Source organism: Paenibacillus sp. HWE-109 (genome assembly GCF_022163125.1).
GTDB lineage: Bacteria > Bacillota > Bacilli > Paenibacillales > NBRC-103111 > Paenibacillus_E.
Genome location: NZ_CP091881.1, coordinates 5,689,866 through 5,702,236, shown reverse-complemented (window position 1 = coordinate 5,702,236; position 12,371 = coordinate 5,689,866). Strand labels below are relative to the sequence as shown.

General features: G+C 47.1%; 14 protein-coding genes and 1 riboswitch. Of the genes, 8 read left to right on the top strand and 6 right to left on the bottom strand.

The window, feature by feature from the left end:
• The first annotated feature begins 21 nt into the window (after positions 1 to 21).
• Together LOZ80_RS24290 and LOZ80_RS24285 are read left to right on the top strand one after the other, a co-directional pair.
• A complete protein-coding gene (locus LOZ80_RS24290; protein ID WP_238167096.1) occupies positions 22 to 729 on the top strand; it encodes a DNA alkylation repair protein in 708 nt (235 codons plus the stop codon).
• Positions 730 to 759: 30 nt separating this feature from the next.
• Positions 760 to 1,440, top strand: a complete 681-nt coding sequence (locus LOZ80_RS24285) for a DUF421 domain-containing protein (protein ID WP_238167095.1) — start codon at positions 760 to 762, stop codon at positions 1,438 to 1,440.
• Positions 1,441 to 1,446: 6 nt separating this feature from the next.
• On the opposite strand, the gene queF is transcribed toward LOZ80_RS24285, so the two are convergent.
• Positions 1,447 to 1,947, bottom strand: a complete 501-nt coding sequence (gene queF, locus LOZ80_RS24280; protein ID WP_189016627.1) for a preQ(1) synthase — start codon at positions 1,945 to 1,947, stop codon at positions 1,447 to 1,449.
• Between the two features lie 11 nt (positions 1,948 to 1,958).
• A riboswitch (PreQ1 riboswitch) is annotated at positions 1,959 to 2,002 on the bottom strand.
• A 154-nt stretch (positions 2,003 to 2,156) separates the two neighbouring features.
• Here queF and LOZ80_RS24275 point away from each other — a divergent pair.
• Both LOZ80_RS24275 and LOZ80_RS24270 read left to right on the top strand, forming a co-directional pair.
• A complete protein-coding gene (locus tag LOZ80_RS24275; RefSeq protein WP_238167094.1) occupies positions 2,157 to 3,101 on the top strand; it encodes a thymidylate synthase in 945 nt (314 codons plus the stop codon).
• A 35-nt stretch (positions 3,102 to 3,136) separates the two neighbouring features.
• A complete protein-coding gene (locus tag LOZ80_RS24270) occupies positions 3,137 to 3,619 on the top strand; it encodes a dihydrofolate reductase (protein ID WP_238167093.1) in 483 nt (160 codons plus the stop codon).
• 55 nt (positions 3,620 to 3,674) lie between these two features.
• Here the strand turns inward: LOZ80_RS24270 and LOZ80_RS24265 are convergent, their stop codons facing one another.
• From LOZ80_RS24265 to LOZ80_RS24255, 3 genes are all read right to left on the bottom strand, one after another.
• The gene (locus LOZ80_RS24265) at positions 3,675 to 4,307 is read right to left on the bottom strand and encodes a YcnI family copper-binding membrane protein (RefSeq protein WP_238167092.1); all 633 of its coding nucleotides are present in this window, start codon (positions 4,305 to 4,307) and stop codon (positions 3,675 to 3,677) included.
• A 95-nt stretch (positions 4,308 to 4,402) separates the two neighbouring features.
• Complete coding sequence (locus LOZ80_RS24260; protein WP_238167091.1) at positions 4,403 to 5,077, bottom strand: response regulator; 675 nt, start codon at positions 5,075 to 5,077, stop codon at positions 4,403 to 4,405.
• Positions 5,074 to 5,889: a sensor histidine kinase gene (locus LOZ80_RS24255; protein ID WP_238167090.1), complete on the bottom strand. Its 816-nt coding sequence runs from the start codon at positions 5,887 to 5,889 to the stop codon at positions 5,074 to 5,076. Before LOZ80_RS24255 ends, LOZ80_RS24260 begins: the two co-directional genes overlap by 4 nt.
• Positions 5,890 to 6,056: 167 nt before the next feature.
• Between LOZ80_RS24255 and LOZ80_RS24250 the strand changes: the two genes are divergently transcribed.
• The 3 genes from LOZ80_RS24250 (at position 6,057) to phnE (ending at position 9,610) form a co-directional block, all read left to right on the top strand.
• A complete protein-coding gene (locus LOZ80_RS24250; protein ID WP_238167089.1) occupies positions 6,057 to 7,082 on the top strand; it encodes a HoxN/HupN/NixA family nickel/cobalt transporter in 1,026 nt (341 codons plus the stop codon).
• A gap of 165 nt (positions 7,083 to 7,247) precedes the next feature.
• Positions 7,248 to 8,021 (top strand): phosphonate ABC transporter ATP-binding protein, encoded by a 774-nt coding sequence (gene phnC / locus LOZ80_RS24245; RefSeq protein ID WP_189016647.1) that lies wholly within the window; start codon positions 7,248 to 7,250, stop codon positions 8,019 to 8,021.
• Entirely contained in the window at positions 8,018 to 9,610 is a 1,593-nt protein-coding gene (gene phnE / locus LOZ80_RS39565) for a phosphonate ABC transporter, permease protein PhnE (protein ID WP_443146976.1), read from the top strand. Before phnC ends, phnE begins: the two co-directional genes overlap by 4 nt.
• Before the next feature lie 483 nt (positions 9,611 to 10,093).
• Here the strand turns inward: phnE and LOZ80_RS24230 are convergent, their stop codons facing one another.
• Positions 10,094 to 10,345, bottom strand: a complete 252-nt coding sequence (locus LOZ80_RS24230) for a hypothetical protein (protein WP_238167088.1) — start codon at positions 10,343 to 10,345, stop codon at positions 10,094 to 10,096.
• A gap of 135 nt (positions 10,346 to 10,480) precedes the next feature.
• Entirely contained in the window at positions 10,481 to 11,458 is a 978-nt protein-coding gene (phnD, locus tag LOZ80_RS24225) for a phosphate/phosphite/phosphonate ABC transporter substrate-binding protein (protein ID WP_238167087.1), read from the bottom strand.
• 173 nt (positions 11,459 to 11,631) lie between these two features.
• Here phnD and LOZ80_RS24220 point away from each other — a divergent pair, with 173 nt between their 5' ends.
• Complete coding sequence (locus tag LOZ80_RS24220) at positions 11,632 to 12,303, top strand: 4'-phosphopantetheinyl transferase family protein (RefSeq protein ID WP_238173103.1); 672 nt, start codon at positions 11,632 to 11,634, stop codon at positions 12,301 to 12,303.
• Positions 12,304 to 12,371 lie beyond the last annotated feature (68 nt).

Here is a 12,371-nt window from a genome sequence, read left to right as displayed (position 1 = left end):
AAAGATAGGATTGGTGAGTGGATGACCTACGAAGAAGTGATGGAACATTTGGCCGAGCTAGGCAGCGAACAGACGAAGAAGACGTTTCTTAGGCACGGCGCGCAGGAACCTCTATATGGCGTAAAAGTCGGGGATCTGAAGAAGCTGGTCAAATATGTGAAGAAAGATCGTGAGCTGGCGCTTGCCCTCTACGATTCAGGAAACTCAGACGCGATGTACTTGGCGGGGCTTTCGATCGACCCCAAATCGATGACCAAGGAAGAGCTTAAGCATTGGGCCAAGCAAGCAAACTGGTATATGCTTACGGAATATACGGTTGCCGGTGTTGCCGCAGAAAGCAGCAGTGCGCCCCAATTGGCTCGCGAGTGGCTGCAATCATCGGATGAATTGCTTGCAACCTGCGGTTGGAGCACGTACGCGAACTATGTTAGCATTACGCCGGATGAGAAGCTTGATCTCCCTGAAATCACGGCGCTCTTAGCACAGGTGGGAAGAACGATTCATTCCGAAAGAAATCGGGTAAGGTACACGATGAACAGCTTTGTCATCACGGTGGGAACGTACTGTCAACCGCTCATTGAACAGGCCAGGGAGGCAGCTGCTCAGATCGGTAAGGTAAGCGTAGATGTTGGACAAACCGCCTGTAAAGTGCCACTAGCCAGCGAGTATATAAATAAAGTTGAATCCACGGGCCGACTAGGAACGAAGAAGAAAACGTGTATTTGTTAAAGGGCAGCAGTGAATATAGGAGTGAGGAAGATGGATATGAGTCTGTATATCACGATAGCGGTAAAGCTTGTAGTCGCTTTGATCGGATTGTTAATTATGACCCGGCTTCTAGGGAAAAAAGAGATTTCACAGCTCACCGCCTTCGATTTCGTTTCCTCCTTAATGCTTAGTGAATTGGTGGGAAATACCATTTATGATCCGGAAGTGCATCTTAGCCACCTGCTATTCGCTCTGGTAGTCTGGACGCTGCTTGCTTTGGGCTTAGAGAAATTCATTGCTTGGATGCCTTGGCTTTCCCGCTATGCAGCAGGGACGCCGGATCTGGTCATCAAGGATGGTGTGATTGATTTCAAGGCTATGAAACGCAATAACCTTGATTTTGCCCAATTAGGCATGCTGCTGCGGGAAAATAATGTGTTTTCGCTGCGGGAAGTCGCCTACGCGCTGTTCGAAACGAACGGGAGCATCAGCGTGCTCCGCCAAAAAGACCCCGACAGCATGAGCGGGGACGCCAAAAACCAGCAGACAAAGGTTTGTCTGCCGGAAAGTATAATTGAGAATGGCCATATCAATGAAGATGCTCTCAAGCGACTGGGCCGTGATTCAGAGTGGCTGAACCAGCTTCTGCAGCTAAGCAGCATCAACCGTCATGAAGAGGTGCTGTATGCCGAATGGTCCGATTCGAATGGCCTGTTTTATCAGCTCAAATAGCTCTTATTAACGATTATCAATCTTCTCTGGATAAAGATCATGGTTCATCAAGCGATGCTCAGCCATGCCTTCGAATTTGGTTCCAGGCTGTCCCCAGTTGCAATAGGGATCGATGGAAATGCCGCCGCGCGGCGTAAATTTACCCCAAACTTCGATGTACCGAGGCGCCATGAGATCAATCAAATCATTCATAATGATATTGACACAGTCTTCATGGAAATCACCATGATTGCGGAAGCTGAATAGATACAGCTTGAGCGATTTACTCTCTACCATTTTAATATTGGGAATATAGGAAATGTAGAGGGTGGCAAAATCCGGCTGACCTGTCACAGGGCAAAGGCTGGTGAATTCCGGGAAATTAAATTTGACGAAGTAATCGCGGTTAGGGTGCTTGTTATCAAAAGCTTCCAGCACAGCTGGATTGTAACTGAACACATATTGCGTGCCCTGATTGCCTAATAGGGTAATCTCTTTCAAATCTTCATTGCTTCTTCCTGCTGACATCGGTAAATCCTCATTTCATAGTTTTTTAGAGAGGGAGTTTGCGAACCTCTTCTACGAGCGAGTAGGTTCTGCTCATAGAGATGACTTCCTTTTTCATAAAAAATGTACCATATACGGCGCGAAAATGCATCCTGTAACGATTGTAGATACGACAGAATACAGGTAAAATAGACAAATACTTATGAGTTTCGAGATGGAGGTAAGTACCTTTGAAAGCTTATCAGGAGTTATTGCAAGATATTCTTGCCAATGGGACCCAGAAAGAAGACCGCACAGGGACGGGCACCATTTCGGTATTTGGCCGCCAGATGCGCTTCGACTTATCCGAGGGGTTTCCGCTGGTTACGACCAAAAGAGTGCCTTTTCGCTTAATCGCCAGTGAGATCCTCTGGTTTATTAAAGGGGATACGAACATTCGGTATTTATTGCAGCACAACAACCATATTTGGAATGAGTGGGCTTTCAAAAAGTGGGTGGAAAGTGCTGATTATAAGGGGCCGGATATGAGCAATTTCGGGCTGCGCTCTCAGCAGGATGAAGCTTTTAATCTCCAGTACGAAGATCAAATGGCTGAGTTTGTGCAGAGGGTGCTGGGGGACGATCAGTTTGCTCAGCAGTACGGAGAGCTGGGTGATGTGTATGGCAAGCAGTGGCGGGACTGGACAACCACACAGGGGGGCACGATCGATCAGTTGAAAGACGTGATTCACATGATCAAAACGAACCCTGATTCGCGCCGCCTCATCGTCTCGGCCTGGAATCCGGAGGATGTGCCGACCATGGCGCTTCCACCTTGTCACACGTTGTTTCAGTTCTATGTAGCGGACGGCAAACTTAGCTGCCAATTGTACCAACGCAGTGCAGACACGTTCCTCGGTATCCCATTTAACATAGCTGGATATGCCCTGTTGACGCACCTGATCGCGCAAGAATGCGGCCTTGAGGTTGGCGAGTTCGTGCACACGATTGGCGATGCCCATATCTACACGAACCATTTGGATCAAATTCAAACTTTGCTAAGCCGTGAACCGCGGGAGTTGCCGACACTTAAGCTTAATAAGGATGTCGCATCGGTATTTGATTTTGACGTTAGTGATATTGAAATGGTCGGTTACAATCCGCATCCTACGATTAAGGCTCCTGTAGCTGTGTAACGCTATGTAACGTTCTAGAAAAGGAGGACTCCAGCTTGAGCATTTCGTTTATTTTTGCAATGGACCGCAACCGGGCGATTGGGTTGAATAATCAATTGCCGTGGCATTTGCCAGCGGATCTAAAGTTTTTCAAGGCTGTGACCTTGGGGCATCCCATTCTCATGGGGCGCAAAACCTACGAATCCATCGGAAAGCCCCTGCCCGGCAGACGCAACATCATTCTCACTCAGAACCCTGAGTTCCAGGCGGAAGGCTGCGAGGTTGTTCATTCCGTTCAGGAAGCCGTGGAAGCTTTCCGCGACCAAGAATTATTCGTCATCGGCGGAGCGGAAATTTTCCGCTTATTCGCTGCCGAAGTCAATCGAATGTACATTACATTCATCGAGCATGAATTTGAGGCGGATACCTTCATTAACGAGCTGGACCTTAGCGATTGGAACCTTCAGTCCAGCGAACAAGGTGAGCGCAATGAGAAGAATCCGTACGAGTATTATTTCAGAATCTACGATAAGAAATAAAGAAAAGCCTTGAGCTCCATCCAGGATTCATTTCCTGATGAGTTCAAGGCTTTTGTTATTTGCGTTTCTTAGTTGCGGATACGATAAGCGATAATGCGCCCAGCACTACGGCTGCGATGGACAAGTATAAGGCAGTGTTAGAGCTGGATGAGCTGCTTCCTGCAGCTGCCGCTCCGGCAATCACTTGACCGTGGCTGTCTGTCGTAGAACCTGCCGCCGCTTTGGTTTTCACTGTTGTGACGGAGGCAGGTTTGTCCGAGCCATCGGCACCTACCCACTCAACGACACTGCCGTCTTTGTAAGTCTGGTAAGCTTTCCAAACAATTTGAGTCGCAGCGTCGGCAACTTTGCCCTGCATGCTGAAGTCACCGAATTCCGTGCTCGAGAGTCCGTCTCCGGTTGCTTTCCAGGTAACCCCGGTAATTTTGCCAGCCGTATCTTTGGCGATCTCATAAGTCCACCCAGCCTTAGGCTCGAAACGTGAAATGGCTACGGAATCAAGAGGGAATTTAACTTCTACCTTCAAGGTAGGGCTGTCTTTCTCCGACGGTACACGAACCGTGAATTTCTCGTAGCTGCCTTGTGTGGCTTCCTTAGGATAAACGACAACGTGGGCGCTCGCGATTCCAGCAAGCAGCATGGAACCTACAAGCAGAAGACCTGTATGAAGCATAATTTTTTTGAACATGATGGTGTTCCCCTTTCGAATCATCTCTTCTCATGTTGTCCATGTTACCTGATTGGTAAGCGTAAGAGTATGACTCGAGTGGGCTATTTTTTCGACTAGTTTTGTCCTTTTCGTGTCATTCCGTGTTTGATGGCGAAGCCGGTGAGCTGAACGCGATTGTCTAGTCCCAGTTTCACGAGGATATTTTTCATGTGATTTTTGACGGTATGTTCCGAGATCAGAAGCTTCTCCGCGATTTGCCGATTGTTATCGCCCTGTGCGACGTAAGTCGTAATTTCTTGTTCACGTGAAGTTAACATGCTGGGTGTGGGGCCTTCGGTCAGCGCACTGACCGGAGCGCGGAAGCGTTGGAACAGCTTGTCCGCCATGCCGCGAGCGACCTCCGAATTATCGTCGAGCAGGGCACGGAGATAGGTTAACCACTCGTCGGGATCCATATTTTTGAGCAGGTAGCCTTGAGCTCCGAATTGCAGCGCCGTAAAAAGATCCGCCACATCATCAGACACTGTGAGCATGATGATACGAATAGCGCCATATACTTGCTTAATGCGGCGAGTGGCTTCCAAACCATCCATCGGAGACATATGGATATCCATAAGCACGACCTCCGGGGCGACTTCCCCGCACAGCAGAATAGCTTCTTCCCCGCTGCTGGCTTCACCGACAATGTAGAAGTCCGAGACAGGCTCCAGCATACTGCGAATCGCCTTCCTGGCCAAAGGATGGTCATCGACAATGAGCACACGGAACGGTTGATGGTTCTGTATCATAATGGCGTCCTCTCTCCCTTAACAAGCAGCGACGTGCCAGTTGCCGCCCCATTCGAATCATCATTCTGTTGGAACTCGAAGGTGGCCTCCAGCTCAGCCGCTCTTTTTTGCATTAATTCAATGCCGTATTTTTTGCGCTTTTCCGCGTGTGATTGCAAACCGCACCCATTGTCAGAGATGCACAGCTGCCAGGCAGATGACGTTGCTTCTAATATAATTGAAGCTTCTGTAGCCATCGAATGCTTGCGAATATTCGTAAATGCTTCTTGAATAATGCCAAAAAGCTGAACTTCTTCGCTAGATGTGAAGCTGTCCGCTTCCAATGTGAGCTCCTCTTGAAGTTCAATGCCAGTCACAAGATGCCAATCCTTGAGGAATTTGTGGATGCGCTGCTCCAAGCTGGTCCCTTCCTCCGGCGGCGTCCGCAAGTTGAAGATAGCCTGCCTAAGCGAATTATCAATTTCAGAAACGGCAGCCTTGGCTTCCTCCAGATCACCTTGTTTCAGCTTCACATTGAGGAAAAAAAGCGTCTGAGCCAAGTCATCATGCAGCTCTCTCGCCAGCCGTTCGCGTTCTTCATAGACGGCTCTGCGAGCTTCCCCCATCGTTAATTTCTCATTGCTTCGCTCGATACTCTGGAACATCCAGGATGCAAACAGATAGGAAAGCAGCAACGTGATTACCGTTATGGAGAAATTTCCGGCTTCCATCGTTAAATAGTTGAGTAAAAATTCATGACGAATATATTCAAAACCGCCAATGATGACGACGGGCACGAATATCGTAAATATTTTATAAAGACGAAGCGACACCGGCTACCAACTCCTTTTTTGCCTATAAGATTTGGAACGGACTCTATTATAACAAATAAATGTTGGATTTCTTCACAAAAAATTGCATGAGGACTTCTCAAATAATGCACACGTGTGCTACATTAGATGTAAGTCGTGTTACGAACGAAGGGAATGGTGTTACATCTATGTGGAAATCACTCATGCAGGAGAAGAAAAGCTGGGCTGGCTATGTGGTCTTTATCGCACTCCTACATATAATAGGGCTAATTGGTTTATACAGCGTAGCGAAGACATCGCCTGCTTTTTGGGGGATCGGTTTGCTTGCGTATACCTTAGGCATGCGGCACGCTTTTGACGTAGATCACATTGCAGCCATTGACAACACCGTGCGTAAACTTGTTCAGCAGAAACGCAACCCACTGGGAGTAGGCTTTTATTTCTCGCTGGGCCATTCGTCGGTTGTGTTCATCATGGCGATCGTAACGGCATTCTCTGTGCAGTGGGCAGCACGGGAGCTTCCTTGGCTGCAGCGTTTCGGAGGCGTGATTGGAGCTTCGGTTTCCGGTCTGTTCCTTGTCCTCATCGGTATTCTAAATTTATTAATTCTGATCAGTTTGTATAAAATGTTCCTCAAATTTCGCGGCAGTCCGGCTGACGACAAGGAATTCGAAGAGCTTTTGGAGTCCCGGGGCTTCATTACCCGCATGATTAAACCGCTCTTTTCCTTCATCGGCAAAAGCTGGCATGTTTACCCGCTAGGCTTTCTCTTCGGATTAGGTTTCGATACCGCCAGTGAAATTGCCCTGCTCGCGATCTCAGCTCATGCGGCGCAAGACGCCATCCCATTCATTGGCGTTATCTCGCTGCCGCTCTTGTTCGCTGCGGGCATGAGCCTCTTCGATACAGCGGACGGCATGTTCATGACCAAAGCCTACAAGTGGGCGTTCCACACACCTGTACGCAAGCTGTATTACAATTTAACAGTGACAGCCTTGGCGGTTGTTGCTGCATTGATTATTGGTGTCATTGAGCTTGGACAGGTTCTTTCCGAAGAGTTTGGTATGGAAGGGACTTTCTGGACCTGGCTGCAGGATATTGATTTCGGTACGCTGGGTTATATCCTGGTTGCTTTGTTCATCGTGGCGTGGATTATCTCTGTTGCAGTGTGGAAAGGAATGAAGATTGAAGAACGGTGGCGTGCCAAAGTATGACGCCTGACAGCGGCCTCGGAACATCTGGGGCTGCCTTTTTTTGTTTTGGTGAACAATGGAATATGAATTTTTTCTAAAGGTTATCCTAGAAAAAAGGATTTTGCCGAAATACGTTGAATGTAGTCTGTCTGATAATAGAACCTTTTAAGAGAAAGTAGGACTTATATGATTGAGTTTAAACATCTATCCAAGGTCTATCCTAACGGAACGATTGGATTGGACGACATTAACCTGACGATTCATCCAGGAGAATTCGTTGTTATTGTTGGTTTATCAGGAGCGGGTAAATCTACCCTATTACGTTCAATTAATCGATTGCATGAAACAACAGGCGGCGAAATATTGATCGATGGCAGATCTATTACGAAGGCGAACGGTGCTGGATTGCGTCGAATGCGCAGAGACATCGGCATGATTTTCCAAACCTTCAATCTCGTTAAGCGCTCAACAGTTATTCGCAACGTCCTTTCCGGCCGCGTTGGTTATCATTCCACGCTGCGTACGATATTCGGGTTGTTTCCTAAAGCAGATATCGAACTTTCCCTGAAAGCACTGGAACGTGTCAATATTCGGGAGAAAGCTTATTCACGCGCCGATGAATTGTCCGGCGGTCAACAACAGCGTGTGTCAATCGCCCGGGCTTTGGCACAAGAGGCCAAAATCATTTTGGCGGATGAGCCTGTAGCTTCATTGGATCCTTTGACGACGAGACAAGTTATGGATGACTTGAAACGGATCAACAAGGATCTCGGCATCACAACGGTCGTTAATCTGCACTTTATCGATCTGGCTCGCGAATATGCCACACGGATTATTGGTCTGCGTGCCGGTAAAGTCGTATATGACGGACCGGTTTCGGAAGCGACAGACGATGTCTTCTCCGAGATTTATGGCCGCGCCATTAAGAAAGACGAGCTGTTGGGGGTGCAGGAGGGATGAGTGTAACGTCCGTCAAGAAATCAGCGACCGTTAAGAAACCTCCTCGTACCAAGTTTTATCTCATTATCCTCATCATGGTTCTTTTCTTGATTGGGAGTATTTATCAAACGGATGCTACACTGAGCAAGCTCGTATCAGGTACACCGGAAATTCTCAAGTTCATTGGAGAAATGTTCCCGCCAGACTGGCTGTTTTTCGCTGATATCTGGAAACCGATGGCGCAAACGATTCAAATGTCGATCATCGGAACAGCGATTGGTGCCTTGTTTGCCTATCCGATGGCTTTGCTGGCTGCCCGCAATGTGACGACTTCACCCTGGTTGTATTACCCAGCCCGATTCATCTTGAATTTGGCCCGTACGATTCCAGATTTGTTATACGCGGCTTTGTTCGCGGTACTGGTAGGCTTTAGTGCAACGGCTGGTACACTGGCCTTGATCTTCTTCACATTCGGGATCTTGTCCAAATTGTCTTATGAATCAACGGAAGCAATTGACCCAGGACCTCTTGAGGCTATGACCGCTGTTGGCGCGAATAAACTCAAGCTGATTCGATTTGGGGTTATTCCACAAGTCGCGCCAACATATCTCGCCCACTTATTGTACACCTTTGAAGTCAGTATTCGTGCTTCAGCCATTCTAGGCTTGGTAGGTGCCGGCGGGATCGGCTTGCTGCTTAAAAATACGTTGGATCTATTCCGCTACGATCAATCCTGTGCGATTGTTATTTATACCTTAATCGTTGTCGTTATTATCGACCTGGTTAGTACGCGTTTCCGTGCATATTTGCTAAAAGGAAGCGCAAAGCCGATGTCCGAGTCACGTGCTCGCACGTACAAAACGATCGGATGGATTGCGCTTATCGGCCTGATCGTCTGGTCCGTAACAGGACTTGAACTGACGGGCTTCCAACCGACAACTTGGATCTTGACGAAAGCGATGATCAGCGGATTATTTCATCCTGATTGGGCTTATGTGTACATCCCGGAAGGTGAGGATTTACTGCGCTCCTTGCTTGAAACGCTATCGATCTCGTATCTGGGCAACTTTGTTTCAGCCTTCGTCTGCTTGCCGTTCGCCTTCTGGGCAGCCGCGAATATGAGTCGTTTCCGTGCGGTATCAGGAACAGGGAAATTCTTCTTGAGCGTAGTTCGTACCATTCCAGAAATTATTATGGCTCTGATCTTCATTAAAGCTGTTGGACCTAATGCTTACGCTGGGGTTATGGCCTTGGGGCTCCACTCCGTGGGGATGCTAGGCAAGCTGTATGCAGAGGCTATCGAGAATATGGACATGGGGCCTTCCGAGGCGATGACCGCCGTTGGGGCCAACATCTGGCAGCGAATGGCGTATGCGGTTATCCCACAGGTCATTCCTGATTTCATCTCGTATACGTTGTATCGTTTCGAGATTAACGTCCGGTCAGCTACTTTGCTCGGTGTTATCGGTGCCGGCGGTATCGGTACGCCGCTGATCTTTGCCCTGAATGCACGGCAGTGGCCGCGTGTAGGGATTATTCTGATCGGTATTATTGTTACCGTATCGATTATTGATTACATTTCGGGCTCACTTCGCAAGCGAATTGTGTGACGTAATGACCTCAGGCTGTCGAGAAATTCTCGGCAGCCTTTATTTACGTAAGTAAGATAGCTGAACGTGCTTATTTGTTCGAATGGCTGCTGTTTTGGAGTGATCGAGGAGTTACCCAGCTGCTTTAGGCGAACATAAGGGAACTACAGGGCGCTATTCTAGAAAAAAGTGCCACTATAGCTAAGCTAAGGGAACTACAGTACGCTATTTTGCTGTTTACTGGGAAAATCAGCTTTTTTCGAGGAAATAAGACCCTGTAGTTCCGCTATTGTTTTAGTATCCCTGATATTTGCCTAAATAGCGCCCCACAGTTCCCTCATGAGGATTTTGTCGCGCTTAAATAGCTCATCTCTCAGAGCGACGGAGCCGTTATTCTCAAATAAGTCCATGTTCGACAGTGTCGTGGGCCGTTGTGCTGCGCTGAATGGCGTCGCAATAGACTTGGCTTCTGCACTCTCAGCCGAGCCCGCGCATCGTCCAAGCTCAGCGCTGTACTCTGCCTCTGCTGTCTTGATACTGTGATGCGTCATTCTCTACAGGTATTAGCGGCATAGGCGTGGACGAGCTTGCAGGCTCCAACACTTCGATTTGTTCGATAAGCTCTATCGGAATTAATACATTGCTTATTTTCAGTAGTTGAAATTGTTCATGATAATGCGTAATGATACCTTTGATATCATCTTTTCCGCATCGGATGGAGACCATGGATCGTTGGCTGATTAACATTTCGAACATTCAATTTCACCTCACTGTGGGTTATGACACGTCCAAGACATGCCACATTCATAGTATGCAAGGGGAAAGCAGAGTAGTCGGGAAATGGCAAAAAAACCTCAACTCGTAAGAGTTGAGGTTTTTTGTCAAAATGGCTTATTTCAAGCCCATTGCTTTATTAGCTTCACGAACGATATTGAATTTTGAATCTTCAGTAACTACATAGCCTTTATGAGTGTAAACATCAAGGATGATTTTTTGACCTTCTGGGTCGTTACCAATGGCGATGAAGGCATCTTGAATTTTCTTTTTCCAAGTTGCGTCCATATCTGGGCGTACAGCGATTACATCATTAGGGATGTTATCTGAGTATGCAAGAACTTTTGTTTGTTTAAATAGCTCTGGGTAATCTTTCAACATATTGGTCCGAATATCTTGGAAAACGCCCACAGCGTCGACTTGACCGTTCAGCAGAGCGATAACGGCTTTATCATGGCCTTGGAATTGAACGCCTGTAACGTCTTTAACCGGATCGATGTTTGCTTTCTTCAATAATAGTCCTGGATAAATATAACCAGCTGCAGATGTAACACCTTGCCAGCCGATTTTTTTGCCTTTCAAATCTGCAACGGATTTGATAGGGGAATCCGCTTTTACAAGGATTTCTGATTTGTAGAAATTCACGAGATCTTTGGTTGGTTGACCTGTCGCATCGTCAACACCCAAGCGTGTTGCTTGAACAAGTAAGTCAGCGGCATTACGAGTGTCATGAGCAACAACATAGTTGCTTGGCGGCAAGAAGCCGATGTCAACTTGTTTGGAAGCCATAGCTTCGATTACAACGTTATAGTCCGTGGAAACGGAAACTTTAACTGGGATACCCAGTTTATCTTGCAGCAATTTCTCAAGCGGTTTTGCTTTTGCTTCTAATGTTTCCGCATTTTGGGAAGGAACGAACTGTACTTTAAGTTCTTTTGGAACAAAACCAGCAGCAGCCGGAGTGGCTGAAGCAGCTGTAGACGCTTTAGGCGTAGTAGACGCAGATGGTTTTGTCTCCTCTTTCTTTGCGCATCCTGCAAGAGCAGTAGCAGCAACCATCATGGACAAACTGATAACGGTAAATTTTTTCATCATCTCTTTTTTGACCTCCGTTTAAATAATTAATTTTACATATCTTGTACTATAACATTAACATAAAAGATATGGAAGATAGTGTGAAGTATTTGTTAAACTGACAAGTGCTATGTATTGGTTTACAATTTTTTGAAAAGGAGGTGATCGTCATCGCAGGTTTATTTGTCTTGTCGATGGATACTGTAGCGGGGCAGCCAGTTGAAGAACTTTTGGATTTGGTAGCGGAGGAAAAAAGAACAAGGCTGCGAAGATTTCACCGCCGGGAGGACTTGCTGCGCGGGCTGTGGGCAGAATTGCTGCTGCGAAGCTTAATAATAGAAGAAGTCAGGCTTCCTAACGCTGAAATTGTGTTTGAATTCGGCCCTAATGGGAAACCTCGGCTTAGTGGAGCGGACCACTTTCATTTTAACATCTCACACTCAGGAAACTGGGTTGCTTGTATGGTAGATAGTCAGCCTGTCGGTGTGGATGTGGAGCAGATTCAAGCCTACGATGAAGCATTAACGCGCTCTTTGTTTGCAGAGGAGGAATACCGCTACATCACAGAGTCATCTGACCCAGAAAGCAGGCAGTTCCGCTTTTATCAAATATGGACGGCCAAAGAAAGCTATATCAAAGCGATAGGTACTGGTTTAAGCCTGCCCTTGCATTCGTTTTCCTTGATCACGCCAGAGGGAGTGGAGGGGGTTAAACGCATCCAAGATGAGGATTGGCTCCTTCAATCGTACCCATTAGATCCAGCGTACAGTTTAATGTCTTGTTCTAAATCCGCCAGAACTTGGGAATCATTCCAGAGGATGCAGCCTCAAGCAATAATCGAGCGAGTAAGGTCTGTCCCTAGTTGACAGGCCTTATTCTCTTGTGCTAAGTTCAAATGTGATAATGATTATCATTTTCATAAATGAGGGAGTTG

Bases quoted from the DNA above. Each gene is read 5' to 3' on its own strand.
- LOZ80_RS24265 (WP_238167092.1), bottom strand. From the start codon at position 4,307: ATGTTCAAAAAAATTATGCTTCATACAGGTCTTCTGCTTGTAGGTTCC.
- LOZ80_RS24250 (WP_238167089.1), top strand. From the start codon at position 6,057: ATGTGGAAATCACTCATGCAGGAGAAGAAAAGCTGGGCTGGCTATGTG.
- phnD (WP_238167087.1), bottom strand. From the start codon at position 11,458: ATGATGAAAAAATTTACCGTTATCAGTTTGTCCATGATGGTTGCTGCT.
- LOZ80_RS24260 (WP_238167091.1), bottom strand. From the start codon at position 5,077: ATGATACAGAACCATCAACCGTTCCGTGTGCTCATTGTCGATGACCAT.
- LOZ80_RS24285 (WP_238167095.1), top strand. From the start codon at position 760: ATGGATATGAGTCTGTATATCACGATAGCGGTAAAGCTTGTAGTCGCT.
- LOZ80_RS24230 (WP_238167088.1), bottom strand. From the start codon at position 10,345: ATGTTCGAAATGTTAATCAGCCAACGATCCATGGTCTCCATCCGATGC.
- phnE (WP_443146976.1), top strand. From the start codon at position 8,018: ATGAGTGTAACGTCCGTCAAGAAATCAGCGACCGTTAAGAAACCTCCT.
- LOZ80_RS24220 (WP_238173103.1), top strand. From the start codon at position 11,632: ATGGATACTGTAGCGGGGCAGCCAGTTGAAGAACTTTTGGATTTGGTA.
- phnC (WP_189016647.1), top strand. From the start codon at position 7,248: ATGATTGAGTTTAAACATCTATCCAAGGTCTATCCTAACGGAACGATT.
- LOZ80_RS24290 (WP_238167096.1), top strand. From the start codon at position 22: ATGACCTACGAAGAAGTGATGGAACATTTGGCCGAGCTAGGCAGCGAA.
- queF (WP_189016627.1), bottom strand. From the start codon at position 1,947: ATGTCAGCAGGAAGAAGCAATGAAGATTTGAAAGAGATTACCCTATTA.